Origin of the sequence: Aureimonas sp. ME7, assembly GCF_903970965.1 — a bacterium.
Lineage (GTDB): Bacteria > Pseudomonadota > Alphaproteobacteria > Rhizobiales > Rhizobiaceae > Aureimonas.
On the sequence record NZ_CAJCKW010000010.1, the window covers coordinates 93,264 to 106,359 of the forward strand.

Annotated in this window: 14 protein-coding genes and 2 tRNA genes; 2 read left to right on the forward strand and 14 right to left on the reverse strand. The window is 62.7% G+C overall.

Going from position 1 to position 13,096, the window contains the following annotated elements:
• Nucleotide 1: 1 nt before the first annotated feature.
• From nuoK to H7A85_RS16550, 13 genes are all read right to left on the reverse strand, one after another.
• Nucleotides 2–310, reverse strand: coding sequence for an NADH-quinone oxidoreductase subunit NuoK (nuoK, locus tag H7A85_RS16490; protein ID WP_055884692.1), 309 nt, complete (start codon nucleotides 308–310; stop codon nucleotides 2–4).
• A 20-nt stretch (nucleotides 311–330) separates the two neighbouring features.
• Complete coding sequence (locus H7A85_RS16495) at nucleotides 331–948, reverse strand: NADH-quinone oxidoreductase subunit J (RefSeq protein ID WP_182087057.1); 618 nt, start codon at nucleotides 946–948, stop codon at nucleotides 331–333.
• Between the two features lie 115 nt (nucleotides 949–1,063).
• Nucleotides 1,064–1,555: an NADH-quinone oxidoreductase subunit NuoI gene (nuoI, locus tag H7A85_RS16500; RefSeq protein ID WP_182087058.1), complete on the reverse strand. Its 492-nt coding sequence runs from the start codon at nucleotides 1,553–1,555 to the stop codon at nucleotides 1,064–1,066.
• Nucleotides 1,556–1,625: 70 nt separating this feature from the next.
• Nucleotides 1,626–2,711, reverse strand: a complete 1,086-nt coding sequence (gene nuoH, locus H7A85_RS16505; RefSeq protein WP_182087059.1) for an NADH-quinone oxidoreductase subunit NuoH — start codon at nucleotides 2,709–2,711, stop codon at nucleotides 1,626–1,628.
• A gap of 15 nt (nucleotides 2,712–2,726) precedes the next feature.
• Nucleotides 2,727–4,802: an NADH-quinone oxidoreductase subunit NuoG gene (gene nuoG, locus H7A85_RS16510; RefSeq protein ID WP_182087060.1), complete on the reverse strand. Its 2,076-nt coding sequence runs from the start codon at nucleotides 4,800–4,802 to the stop codon at nucleotides 2,727–2,729.
• A gap of 75 nt (nucleotides 4,803–4,877) precedes the next feature.
• Nucleotides 4,878–6,185, reverse strand: a complete 1,308-nt coding sequence (gene nuoF, locus H7A85_RS16515) for an NADH-quinone oxidoreductase subunit NuoF (RefSeq protein ID WP_182087061.1) — start codon at nucleotides 6,183–6,185, stop codon at nucleotides 4,878–4,880.
• A 14-nt stretch (nucleotides 6,186–6,199) separates the two neighbouring features.
• The gene (gene nuoE / locus H7A85_RS16520; protein ID WP_182087062.1) at nucleotides 6,200–7,393 is read right to left on the reverse strand and encodes an NADH-quinone oxidoreductase subunit NuoE; all 1,194 of its coding nucleotides are present in this window, start codon (nucleotides 7,391–7,393) and stop codon (nucleotides 6,200–6,202) included.
• Nucleotides 7,394–7,558: 165 nt separating this feature from the next.
• Nucleotides 7,559–8,749, reverse strand: a complete 1,191-nt coding sequence (locus tag H7A85_RS16525; protein ID WP_182087063.1) for an NADH-quinone oxidoreductase subunit D — start codon at nucleotides 8,747–8,749, stop codon at nucleotides 7,559–7,561.
• A 1-nt stretch (nucleotide 8,750) separates the two neighbouring features.
• A complete protein-coding gene (locus H7A85_RS16530; protein WP_244631239.1) occupies nucleotides 8,751–9,173 on the reverse strand; it encodes a GFA family protein in 423 nt (140 codons plus the stop codon).
• A 13-nt stretch (nucleotides 9,174–9,186) separates the two neighbouring features.
• Nucleotides 9,187–9,780: an NADH-quinone oxidoreductase subunit C gene (locus tag H7A85_RS16535; RefSeq protein ID WP_182087064.1), complete on the reverse strand. Its 594-nt coding sequence runs from the start codon at nucleotides 9,778–9,780 to the stop codon at nucleotides 9,187–9,189.
• 7 nt (nucleotides 9,781–9,787) lie between these two features.
• Nucleotides 9,788–10,366, reverse strand: a complete 579-nt coding sequence (locus tag H7A85_RS16540) for an NADH-quinone oxidoreductase subunit B (RefSeq protein WP_182087065.1) — start codon at nucleotides 10,364–10,366, stop codon at nucleotides 9,788–9,790.
• A complete protein-coding gene (locus H7A85_RS16545) occupies nucleotides 10,336–10,701 on the reverse strand; it encodes an NADH-quinone oxidoreductase subunit A (RefSeq protein ID WP_182087075.1) in 366 nt (121 codons plus the stop codon). The genes H7A85_RS16540 and H7A85_RS16545 overlap by 31 nt, the downstream gene beginning before the upstream one ends.
• Before the next feature lie 310 nt (nucleotides 10,702–11,011).
• Nucleotides 11,012–11,088: transfer RNA gene (locus H7A85_RS16550), tRNA-Asp, on the reverse strand.
• 272 nt (nucleotides 11,089–11,360) lie between these two features.
• Between H7A85_RS16550 and H7A85_RS16555 the strand changes: the two genes are divergently transcribed.
• Nucleotides 11,361–11,436 (forward strand) — tRNA-Val (locus H7A85_RS16555).
• A gap of 335 nt (nucleotides 11,437–11,771) precedes the next feature.
• Here H7A85_RS16555 and H7A85_RS16560 read toward each other — a convergent pair.
• Nucleotides 11,772–11,939: a hypothetical protein gene (locus H7A85_RS16560; protein ID WP_182087066.1), complete on the reverse strand. Its 168-nt coding sequence runs from the start codon at nucleotides 11,937–11,939 to the stop codon at nucleotides 11,772–11,774.
• A 604-nt stretch (nucleotides 11,940–12,543) separates the two neighbouring features.
• On the opposite strand from H7A85_RS16560, the gene H7A85_RS16565 reads away from it, so the two are divergent.
• Nucleotides 12,544–12,882 (forward strand): hypothetical protein, encoded by a 339-nt coding sequence (locus H7A85_RS16565; RefSeq protein WP_182087067.1) that lies wholly within the window; start codon nucleotides 12,544–12,546, stop codon nucleotides 12,880–12,882.
• Nucleotides 12,883–13,096 lie beyond the last annotated feature (214 nt).

Consider the following 13,096-nt stretch of genomic DNA (forward strand, 5'->3'; position numbering starts at 1 on the left):
ATCAGCCCTTCATCGTGTTGACGTCGTCGACGGCGATGGAGCCGCGATTACGGAAGAAGACAACCAGGATCGCGAGGCCGATCGCAGCCTCGGCGGCCGCTACCGTCAGGATGAACAGGGCGAAGACCTGCCCCGCCAGATCGTTCAGGAAGGCCGAGAAGGCGACAAGGTTAAGATTCACCGACAAGAGGATCAACTCGACCGACATTAGGATCGTGATGATGTTCTTGCGGTTCATGAAGATGCCAAAGACCCCCGTAACGAAAAGGATCGCAGCGACCGTGAGATAATGTCCGAGACCGACAGCCATGTTGTTTTTCCGTATCCGCCTCAGATGCCCTTGCCGCTCTCGACCTTGCGCACCTCGATCGCCGTCGCCGGATTGCGCGCGACCTGCACCGGGATCGACTGCCGCTTCAGCCCCGGCTTCTGGCGCAGGGTGAGAACGATCGCCCCGATCATCGCCACGAAGAGAACGAGCCCCGCCATCTGGAAGAAGAAGACGTAGCGCGTGTAGAGGACGAGGCCGATCGCCTCGATGTTCGAGACCTGCGACAGCGGCGGCGTCGGCAGAACCGTCTGCGCATTGAGTTGGGGCGCGTAGTAGCTGCCCGTCACCGCGATGATCAGCTGCGCAAGGAGGATGAAGCCGATGATGGCGCCGATCGGGGCATACTGAAGTGCGCCCTGCTTGATGCGACCGAAGTCGAGATCCAGCATCATCACGACGAAAAGGAACAGGATCGCCACGGCGCCGACATAGACGACGATCAGGATCAACGCGAGGAACTCGGCGCCCGTCAGCAGGAAGAGCCCGGCGGCGGCCACAAAGGTCAGGATCAGGAAGAGGACGGAGTGCACCGGATTTCGGGACAGCACGACCATCAACGCCGATCCGACGGAGACGATCGCGAAGACGTAGAAGAAGAAGGCTTGCAGCCCCAACATGCCGGGCTCCCCTGGATTCGCGGTAACGTCACGGGGCGGACGAATGGGTTCCCATTCGCCGCCCTTCTGTTCGATTGGGAACGCGGAGCCTTCTCGAGCCCTCGCGTTCAGCAAATTAGCGGTACGGCGCGTCCAGCGCAATGTTGCGAGCGATCTCCCGCTCCCAACGGTCGCCGTTGGCCAGCAGCTTTTCCTTGTCGTAGTAAAGTTCCTCGCGCGTTTCCGTCGAGAACTCGAAGTTCGGTCCTTCCACGATCGCGTCCACCGGACACGCTTCCTGGCAGAAGCCGCAGTAGATGCACTTCACCATGTCGATGTCGTAGCGCACCGTCCGGCGCGTGCCGTCGTTGCGCCGCGGACCGGCCTCGATCGTGATAGCCTGGGCCGGGCAGATCGCCTCGCAAAGCTTGCAGGCGATGCACCGCTCCTCACCGTTCGGGTAACGGCGAAGCGCATGCTCACCCCGGAAGCGCGGGCTGACAGGTCCCTTCTCGAACGGGTAATTCACGGTCGATTTCGGCGCGAAGAAATAACGCATCGAAAGACGGAACGCCTTCAAGAACTCGATCAGGAACAGCGATTTGACGGACTGCGTCAGAGCACTCATCGAAAAATCCGATCTCCGCTAACGGAGGGTTCGGGCGACCCGGCGGCCGCCCTCGTTGTATGACTTCGGCTTACCAGGCGGCGAACACGTTGTGCGCGGCGTTGACATGCGCGGCCGCTCCCCAGCCGGTCAGCTGCAACACCAGCGCGACCAGAACCACCATGCCGAGCGAAATCGGCAGGAACACCTTCCAGCCCAGCCGCATCAGCTGATCGTAGCGGTAGCGCGGCACGAAGGCCTTCACCATTGCGAACATGAAGAAGCAAAGCGCGACCTTCAGAAGGAACCAGATGACGCCGGGAACCCAGGTGAACGGCGCAAAGCCGAACGGGGGCAGCCAACCGCCGAGGAACAGGATGGTCATCAGCGAGCACATCAGGGTGATGGCCGCATATTCGCCGAGCATGAACATCATGTACGGCGTCGATCCGTACTCGACCATGAAACCGGCGACGAGCTCCGATTCCGCCTCCGGCAGATCGAAGGGCGGACGGTTCGTCTCGGCGAGCGCCGAAATGAAGAAGATGACGAACATCGGGAACAGTGCCAGCCAATGCCAGTCGAGGAAGCTCGACGGGAGACCGACCATGGTCCCGACGCCATCGGTCTGCGCCAGAACGATATCCGTCAGGTTCAGCGAGCCGACGCACAGGAGAACGGTGACGATCACGAAGCCGATCGAGACTTCGTACGACACCATCTGCGCCGCCGAACGAAGCGCGCCGAGAAACGCGTATTTCGAGTTCGAAGCCCAACCGCCCATGATGACGCCATACACTTCGAGCGAAGAGATCGCGAAGATGTAGAGGATGCCGATGTTGATGTTGGCGATGACCCAACCGTCCGCCACCGGCACGACGGCGAACGTCGCGAGCGCCAGCGTCACCGCGACGAGCGGCGCCAGGAGGAAGACGACCTTGTCCGACGAAGCCGGGATCACCGGCTCCTTGAGAACGAACTTCAGAAGATCGGCGAAGGACTGAAAGAGGCCGAAGGGCCCCACGACGTTCGGCCCGCGGCGCATCTGCACGGCCGCCCAGATCTTGCGGTCGGCAAGCAGGATGTAGGCGATCAGGACGAGCAGGACCACCAGGAACAGAAGGCTCTGCCCGATGATCACGAGCGCCGGCCAGATATAGAGGGAGAAAAGCTCCATGGTCGTCCGTCGTCCTTACTCGGCCGCTTCGAGATGTTCGGCCTGCGCGAGGCGCGAGCACTCCGCCATGACCTTCGAGGCCCGGGCGATGGGGTTCGTCAGATAGAAGTCGCCGATGCCGGACCGGAAGGCTGCGCCCGACGGCGTTCCCGCGCGGTCCGCCAGCACCGTGACCGCGCCAGCGTCGGCGGCTTCCAGCGGCTGACCGCCGAAGATCGGATGAGCGCCGGCGAGATCGCGGCGAAGTGCGCCGAGCGAATCGAACGGCAGAGCGTTGCCGAGCACCGCCGACAGCGCGCGGAAGATTGCCCATTCCTCCCGGGCGTCGCCCGGCGGGAAGCCGGCGCGAGAGCCCGTTTGCACCCGGCCCTCGGTATTGACCCAGGTTCCGGACTTTTCCGTATAGGCTGCACCGGGAAGGATGACGTCGGCGCGGTGGGCGCCGCGATCGCCATGCGTACCGACATAGACGACGAAGGCGCCGGGCGCGATCTCGATCTCGTCGGCTCCGAGGTTGAACAGAACGTCCACGCCGCCCGCGGCCATCGCCTGCGCGGAATGCCCGCCCTCGCCCGGCACGAAGCCGATGTCGAGGCCGCCCACCCGGCTTGCCGCCGTGTGAAGAACGTTGAACCCGTTCCAACCGTCGCTGACGGCGCCGATCTCACGGGCAAGCGCCGCAACGCTGGCGAGGACCGCATCGCCGTTTTCGCCGCTGATAGCCCCCTGCCCCACGATGATCATGGGACGCTTGGCATTCTTCAAAGCGTCGAAGAACTCGCCATTGGCGTTCTCGATGTCGGACAGCGTCTGCGGGCCGGCTCCGAGATAGGTCACGGCATAGCGCAGATCGACGTTTTCGCCGATCAGCCCGACCGGCATGTCGCCGCGGCGCCAGCGCTTGCGGATCCGTGCATTCAGCACCGGCGCCTCGAAGCGCGGGTTGGCGCCGATGATCAGAAGCGCATCCGCCTCTTCGATCCCGACGATCGTTGTGTTGAAGAGATAGGACGCGCGCCCATCGGCCGGATCGAGCTTCGCCCCGTCCTGGCGGCAGTCAATATTGGCCGACCCGAGGTTCGCCATCAGGCGCTTGAGTGCCCACATGTCCTCGACTGCGGAAAGGTCGCCGGCGACGGCGCCGATGCGCTCGCCCGAAACGCCCTGCAGCTTGGCGCGGATCGCCTCGAAGGCCTCCGGCCACGACACCGGCTGAAGGCGCCCGTCCCGCCGCACATACGGCCGGTCGAGGCGCTGCGTGCGCAGACCGTCCCAAACGAAGCGCGTCTTGTCGGAAATCCACTCTTCGTTGATCAGGTCGTTGACCCGCGGTAAAATGCGCATGACCTCACGACCGCGCGTGTCGACGCGGATGGCGGAGCCGACCGCGTCCATGACATCGACGCTTTCCGTCTTCGTCAACTCCCAAGGCCTGGCCTGAAACGCGTAGGGACGAGAGGTCAGAGCGCCGACCGGGCAAAGGTCGATCACATTGCCCTGCAGCTCGGAGGTCATCGCCTGTTCGAGATAGGTCGTGATCTCGGCGTCCTCGCCGCGGCCGACGAGACCCAACTCCGATATGCCGGCGACTTCGGTCGTAAAGCGAACGCAGCGCGTGCAGTGGATGCAGCGCGTCATGATCGTTTTCACGAGCGGGCCGATATACTTGTCCTCGACCGCGCGCTTGTTTTCCTTATAGCGCGAGGAGTCGACGCCGAAGGCCATCGCCTGATCCTGGAGATCGCACTCGCCGCCCTGATCGCAGATCGGGCAATCCAGCGGGTGGTTGATCAGCAGGAATTCCATGACGCCCTCGCGGGCCTTCTTCACCATCGGCGTGTTGGTGAAGATTTCCGGCGCCTCCCCGTTCGGGCCGGGGCGAAGATCGCGAACGCCCATGGCGCAGGAGGCCGCGGGCTTCGGCGGACCGCCCTTCACCTCGACGAGGCACATCCGGCAGTTGCCGGCCACCGACAAACGCTCGTGGAAGCAGAAGCGCGGAATCTCGGCGCCCGCCTCCTCCGCTGCCTGCAGCAGCGTGTAGTGATCGGGAACTTCGATCTCGTTGCCGTCGACCTTGATCTTTGCCATCAGCTTCTTCTCAAACCCCGACTTCGCGAGATCGGCCGCAATCCTCAAGGGATCGACGACCCTTCGAGACCTTTCCTATTCCGCTGCCTGAAGGATCGGCTTACGATCCAGATCGGCGTTGCGGGAGAACTCGTCGATGCGCCGCTCGATCTCCGCGCGGAAATGGCGAACGAGACCCTGGATCGGCCAAGCCGCCGCGTCGCCCAGCGCGCAGATCGTATGCCCTTCGACCTGCTTGGTGACGTCGAGGAGCATATCGATCTCGCGCTTCTGCGCGTTGCCGACCACCATGCGCTCCATGACGCGCCACATCCAGCCGGTGCCCTCGCGGCAAGGCGTGCACTGGCCGCAGCTTTCGTGCTTGTAGAAGTAGGCCAGCCGAGCAATCGCACGGACGATGTCGGTCGACTTATCCATGACGATCACGGCGGCCGTGCCGAACGAGGACTTCACCTCCCGCATGCCGTCGAAATCCATCGGCGCGTCGAGGATCTGCTCGCCGGGCACCAGCGGACAGGACGAACCGCCCGGAATGACCGCCAGAAGATTGTCGTAGCCGCCGCGAACGCCTCCGCAATGGCGATCGATCAGTTCGCGGAAAGGAATGCCCATCGCTTCTTCGACGGTGCATGGCTGATTGACGTGGCCCGAGATCGAGAACAGCTTGGTGCCGGTGTTGTTCGGACGTCCGATCCCCGCGAACCAGGCGCCGCCACGGCGAAGGATCGTCGGCGCGACCGCGATCGACTCGACGTTGTTGACCGTCGTCGGGCAGCCGTAGAGGCCCATATTGGCCGGAAACGGCGGCTTGAGGCGTGGCTGACCCTTCTTGCCTTCCAGGCTTTCGAGAAGCGCCGTTTCCTCGCCGCAGATATAGGCGCCGGCCCCGTGATGGACGTAGATGTCCATGTCCCAGCCGCACTTGTTGTCGCGGCCGAGCAGACCCGCCTCGTAGCACTCGTCGATCGCCAGCTGCAGCGCCTCGCGCTCGCGGATGTATTCACCGCGAACGTAGATGTAGGCCGCATGCGCGCCCATCGCGAAACCGGCGATCACGCAGCCTTCGACCAGCGTGAACGGGTCGTTGCGCATGATCTCCCGGTCCTTGCAGGTTCCGGGCTCCGATTCGTCCGCGTTGACGACGAGATAGTGAGGACGCTCGCCGATCTCCTTGGGCATGAAGGACCACTTGAGACCGGTCGGGAAGCCGGCGCCGCCGCGCCCGCGTAGACCCGACGCCTTCATCTCGTTGATGATCCAGTCGCGCCCCTTCTCGATCATCCCGGCGGTGCCGTCGAAATGGCCGCGCTTCATCGCGCCCTTCAGGCTCTTGTCCCGGAGGCCGTAGATGTTGGTGAAGATCCGATCCTGATCCTGCAGCATATCCCGATCTCCGCCTATTCCGAAGCCTTGGGGCCAGAGCCCTCGCGCCCCTTCGCAGGGCCATCGCCCTTCACGTCGGGACCGGACGTCACGTCGGACGTGTCGTCACGCTGAGCCTCGAGCGAGCCGCTGGCCGTATGATCCTTCCCCGAAAGATCTTCCGAGCCGTCATGAGGCGCGGTGCGCCCCTTGTCGTCGACCCGCTGACGCTCCTGCACAACCGCATCTTCGGCAGCCGCCCCCTTGGTCTTCAACGGACCGTCGGTGCGCGCCTCGCCGGAGGTCGTCTCGGCCTTCTTTTGCTCGGCCGCCGCATTTACTTCGTCCGCGCCCGTCGGGCCCTGCCGGGTGCCGCCGGTACGGCCGGAACCGGGACGTCCCGCGCCTTCACTCGGATCGACGCTGATCGCGTCCTCCGCCGCTTGGCTCGCCTTGGGAGCGCCCGCCGGACCCTTGATCGACGGGTCGGTCTCGGCCGCATGCGTGTCGGGTCGCCCTGCCTGCGAAGGCGCGACACCTCCGCTCGCATCGCCGCCGGACGCCGCGTTCGCAGCCTGCGGCGCCTTGCGTGCCTCGTCTGGACCGCCTTCCTCATCGTTGAAGGAATTCAATGTCGTCAGGCCGCCGATTGGGACCGAGAGGTGCCGGTCGACCTGCGGCCCCTTCTTCACGGCAGCCCCCTCACCGCGCTCGAACGCGTCGATGATCCCGGACAGCGACTCGGCCGTCAGATCCTCGTAGGTGTCCTTGAAGATCATGACCATGGGCGCATTCACGCAGGCGCCGAGGCACTCGACCTCTTCCCACGACAACGAACCGCTTTCGTTCAGGTGGAACGGCTGAGGATGGATCTTCTCTCGGCAGACGCGCTTTAGATCGTCCGAACCCCGCAGCATGCAAGGCGTCGTTCCGCAAACCTGGATATGTGCGCGCTTGCCGACGGGCGCCAGCTGGAACTGCGTGTAGAAGGTCGCGACTTCCAGAACGCGAATCATCGGCATGCGCAAACGCTGCGCGACATGCTCGATCGCAGCCTTAGTGACCCAGCCGTCCTGCTCCTGCGCACGCATGAGAAGGGGGATCACCGCGGACTGCTGGCGGCCTTCGGGATATTTGCGGATCGTCGCCTCGGCCCAATCCGCGTTCTGCGCAGAAAAGGCAAAACCCTGAGGCTGAACGGCATCTTCCGCAAGACGTCTGACGGACATCGGACCTCGACTTCAGAACGGTTCCAACACACCCGTGTTGCGGCGCGTTCTAACACAGTAAGCGCAAAAGGCCAGCGCCCGAACGAGGTTCAGACGCCGCACCGTTTGGTTTTCCTTGCGCCTTGAAACAAGACGCCTTCTCACATCCAAGCGAGTGTGGACGAACTAGCGATCGACCTCGCCGAAGACGATGTCGCACGACCCGAGAATCGCGGACACGTCGGCCAGCATGTGGTTGCGGCAGAGGAAGTCCATCGCCTGGAGATGGGCGAAACCCGGAGCGCGGATCTTGCAGCGATAGGGCTTGTTCGTCCCATCCGCCACCAGATACACGCCGAATTCGCCCTTGGGCGCCTCCACCGCGGCATAGACCTCGCCTGCCGGAACGTGAAAGCCTTCCGTGTAGAGCTTGAAGTGGTGGATGAGAGCTTCCATCGACTTGCGCATCTCGCCGCGCTTGGGCGGCACGACCTTGCCTTCCGTGGAAGCGAAGGGCCCGATCCGGTCCCGACCCGCCAACCGCTCGACGCATTGCTTCATGATCGCAACGGACTGGCGCATCTCCTCCATGCGGATGAGATAGCGGTCGTAGCAGTCGCCGTTCTTTCCGATCGGGATGTCGAAATCCATCTGGTCGTAGCATTCATAGGGCTGCGACTTGCGCAAATCCCACGCGGCGCCCGAACCGCGAACCATCACGCCCGAGAAGCCCCAGGCCCACGCGTCATCCAGGCTGACGACGCCGATATCGACGTTGCGCTGCTTGAAGATGCGGTTTTCGGTCAGGAGTTCGTCGATGTCGGCCAGCGCCTTCAGGAACGGGTCGCACCACGCGCCGATATCGTCCACGAGCTGCGGCGCCAGATCCTGATGCACGCCGCCGGGTCGGAAATAGGCCGCGTGCAGACGAGCGCCCGATGCGCGCTCGTAGAACACCATCAGCTTCTCGCGTTCCTCGAAACCCCAAAGCGGCGGCGTCAGCGCACCCACGTCCATCGCCTGCGTCGTGACGTTGAGGAGATGCGAGAGGATGCGGCCGATCTCGCAGTAGAGGACACGGATCAGCTGCCCCTTGATCGGGACCTCGACATTGGCCAGCCGCTCGACCGCAAGGCAGAAAGCGTGCTCCTGGTTCATCGGCGCGACGTAGTCGAGCCGGTCGAAATAGGGCATTGCCTGGAGGTAGGTCTTCTGCTCGATCAGCTTCTCGGTGCCCCGATGCAGAAGGCCGATATGCGGATCGACGCGCTCGACGTTTTCGCCGTCGAGTTCCAGCACCAAGCGTAGCACGCCGTGCGCGGCCGGATGCTGTGGGCCGAAATTGATGTTGAAGTTGCGGACGTCGATCTCGGCCATGTCAGGCTTCCCTACCGGCGAATGCGGCCATGACTTCGGCCCCGGTCATCTTTTGCGTCGACCCCGCGAAAGCGTAGCCGGACGGTTTTTCGTCGATGAAAATTTCAACGGTCAAGGGCAGATCGAGCGGCGGATCGAATACGGCGAGCGGAACGTTCGCAAACGAACCATCGATCATTCGGAACGCCAACCCGCTGCCGCATCGGACACAGGAAATCCGTTCAGCCCATTCCGACGAACGATAGATCAGCAGCGGTGCACCAGGGTCGAATTCGAGATCCGCGACCTCTACGCCGAGCGAAGGACCGCCTCCCCACCGACGGCACATGCCGCAATGACATGCGTCCGCATGGGACTTCAGGACCCGCGCCTCGAAGCGGCACTCTCCGCAGAGGCAACGCCCGCTCAGTCGCTCGCCGATCACAGGCCGCCGCCGCTCAGTTCGCCTTCGCCTTCTCGTCGCCCGGCAGCACGTAATCCGTGCCCTCCCATGGCGACAAGAAGTCGAACTGACGAAACTCCTGGCGAAGTTCCACAGGCTCGTAGACCACCTGCTTCAGCTGCTCGTCGTAGTGGACCTCGACGAATCCGGTCAGCGGGAAGTCCTTGCGGAGCGGATGCCCCTCGAAGCCATAGTCCGTGAGGATGCGGCGCAGATCGGGGTGGCCGGTGAACAGGATGCCATAAAGGTCATACGCCTCCCGCTCGAACCAATCGGCGCCGGGGAAGATGCCGGTGATGGACGGTACGGGATCGTCCTCCCCCGTCGTCACCTTCACGCGGATGCGCTGATTGAGGTAGGGCGAAAGGAGATGCGTCACGATCTCGAAGCGATCGACGCGCGCCGGAAAGTCCACGCCGCATAGATCGACGAAGGACTTGAATTGGCACTGCGGATCGTCGCGAAGCAGCGTCACGACTTCCAGGAGGTCGGCCGGCGCAACTGTCAGGGTCAACTCGTCGAGACGGGTGTCCAGGGACGAAATTTTCGCCCCGAATACACCCGTCAGATATTCCGCAAGCTCGTTCATCCCGCCCTCAGCGCTCGATCGTTCCAAGACGCCGGATCTTCTTTTGAAGGAGAAGAACGCCGTAGAGAAGCGCCTCGGCCGTCGGGGGACAGCCCGGCACGTAGATATCGACCGGCACGACGCGATCGCAGCCACGCACAACCGAATAGGAATAGTGGTAGTAGCCGCCGCCGTTCGCGCACGAGCCCATGGAAATGACGTAGCGCGGCTCCGGCATCTGGTCGTAGACCTTGCGGAGCGCCGGCGCCATCTTGTTGGTCAGGGTGCCGGCGACGATCATCACGTCAGACTGACGGGGCGAAGCGCGGGGCGCGAAGCCGAACCGCTCGCCATCGTAGCGAGGCATCGACATCTGCATCATTTCCACGGCGCAGCAGGCGAGCCCGAAGGTCATCCACATCAGAGAACCCGTGCGGGCCCACTGGATCAGATCCTCCGTGGAGGTGACGATGAAGCCCTTGTCGGCCAGTTCGTTGTTGACATCCGTCACGAACGGATCGGCCGCAGGCTGAACCTGCAGATCGGACCGTGCCGCGAAGGGGGCGGTGCCGGGGTTCAATCCCATTCGAGGGCGCCTTTCTTCCATTCATACACAAACCCGACGGTGAGCACGCCGAGGAAGACCATCATCGACGAGAAGCCGGCCCAACCGAGACTTCCGAAGGAAGCAGCCCACGGAAACAGGAAAGCGACTTCGAGATCGAAAATGATGAAGAGAATCGATACGAGGTAGAAGCGGACGTCGAACTTCATGCGCGAGTCGTCGAACGCATCGAAGCCACACTCGTAGGCGGACAGCTTCTCGTCGTCCGGCGCCTTGAAGGCGAGCAGGAAGGGCGAAACGAGAAGAGCCAGCCCGATCAGCAACGCGACGCCGACGAAGATGACGATCGGCAGATAAGATCCGAGAAGCTCGTTCACAAGCGGGTCTTCCTTTGCGTGCAGTCCGACCGAACGCCCGTAGCGCGAGCGCGCCAACGGCCGTTTCGTTGAGAAAGTTAAGCGAGTGATGGACGGGTTCAATGCGTCCAACGGACACGCTCGCCCTTCGCATTGCGGCGAGGATTAGACCCTTCCTAATGTAGACGCAAGGAGGTTCAAGGCGCTCTTCGAAGGGCGATCATTCCGACCGAACCGAGAGGCAAAAGACCATCTCTTCGGACCCGAAACCGAATGTTCTCGCCGTCGATTTTAAATGCGAATATTGAAGTAAGGCATTTCCGAAAGGAAATGGCGCGAGTGACGGGGCTCGAACCCGCGACCTCCGGCGTGACAGGCCGGCACTCTAACCGACTGAGCTACACCCGCGCTTGGTGCCGCTGTCGTGTTCGTCAGCGGCATGAGCGGTCGTTTACGGACTCCTCGCTGACCTGTCAACGCAGTTTTGCGGACTTTTTAAAAGCCTTTTCCAGTCAATGACTTGACGATACAGCGCTCGCACCGTGACGCGGATCGAAAGGTCCAACGATGGTGCAACGCGGGAATCAATGTGGCGAAATACATACTGCTCAAAGGAGGGGCGGTGAAACGGGCTTCACCCCTTGCCTTCGTTGGAAGGAGCCACTAATGCGAACTGCGAAGGGCGATTAGCTCAGTTGGTAGAGCGCCTCGTTTACACCGAGGATGTCGGCAGTTCGAGCCTGTCATCGCCCACCATGCCCCCCACCCAAACAGTCGGCGCAGTTCGAATTGGCATTGACCGGAGCGGTTGCGCCAGGCGCTGTGTACGCTGCTCAAGCCTCGATCGACGCTCGCGAGCTACCGGTCGCCCAACGGGTAACAGTTTATTCGTTCCAAGTTCCCTGTCCCGATCGAAACCATGCGCACCATCGGGTTGGCGGCACGTCAGCGCCAGGGGAGGCCCGTCTCTACCGAAGCTTCGAGCAGGGCGACCGCTCTTGCGGACTTCATCCAGCGTTGAGGACATCGAGCCTGTTGCAGTTGCGGCGGGAACCGATGTTTCCCGCCGCACAGCCCGCTAGGACGTTGAGTCAGTAGCCGTAGTGGGCATTCTTGTCGTGCGGATCGTAGTTCATGAAGGCGGCATCCGAGCCCGGAACGGCCAGCGACCCGCTTTCTTCGGATTGTCCGGTCGGGTTCTGCGTGCTGTCGCGCGAGAAGGCCGTGCGCGGCATCCCGTGCTGGGAGCGATGCGTCATCACCGCATAATGCGTTCCGTTCCGATTCATTGCGCGTGTGGGTTCATGCATCCGATGATGGATGACGCGATGGTGCAGGTCGTGTCGCATCGTGGCTGCCATCGATGGGGCACTCATGAATGCCATAGCGAGCGCCGTGGCGCATCCCGCCAGCAGAAGCTTGGTTCTCATAGCTCTTCTCCCAGGTTCGCCGATGCTCGCGAAATGGCGATAACCTTCTGAGCGCCATGGGTGCGGGTATCGTGCCTCTGAGAAACACGCAGTCGATCGTAAGGTTGTATTAAATTTCGGACATCTGCAGCGGCGGATATCGGTCGATCGCGAGTGGCCATCGCACCGCCTTACCCAACCAACGTCACGACCGATCGCATCGCTTCAACGAGAGGAAGACATACGCCGACGTTGGCGACCCCGGCAGGATCGCCGCTATTAAGTGAAATTAACTGGATAACTCGGCCAGTTCGCCAGTTCGTTCTCCTTCTGTCTCAAAGGTCTGACGAACTCCAGCCCAACGCGAGGTCTCATCTCGAGGGAGGAGTTTACGGCTCGCGTTACCCAGCCTTCGGTCGCGGTCGACGCATAGGCATCCCTGCTGGTAGCAATCATGCAGTTTGACGAGGGAGGATCCGCCATGCAGAAGTCCACTGCCATCGTAACCGCCGGGCTTTTGCTAGCGAGCGGGGCGACCGCGGCGCCGAAGATGCTGCCGCAGGAGTTCAAAGGTGCGAAGGGGCGCTACGAGATGTGCGTCAAGCGCCATGTCCTGGACCTGCGAAAGGTTCGCGGGAAGGCGATGGAGCCCCTAGACGAACTCGCCAGCGCCCAAGTCTCTTGCCGGCCGCAGGCTCCGAAAGATGGAAGCGGTGGCGATGTCATCGCGTCCATCATGGAGTGCGGCGTCGCTTACGGGGATGGCGTCGAGGAACAGGGTTGTCCGCAGTAGCTACCGCCCCAGCCCCGCGAAGCGACGCATGATCGGCGGCCCCTCGCAGCTGCGCGCCGATCACATGATAAGGTTTTGTGGCTGCTATCGACCCTGGCTGTGTCAAAACCCTGCGCGTGCTATTCTCGTCGGGGTTGACGGGAGGGTGGCATGGGACGCTTCGTTGTCGGTGCCGATCGCGATCAAGCGACTCTGTTTCCGCCCTGCCTTGAGG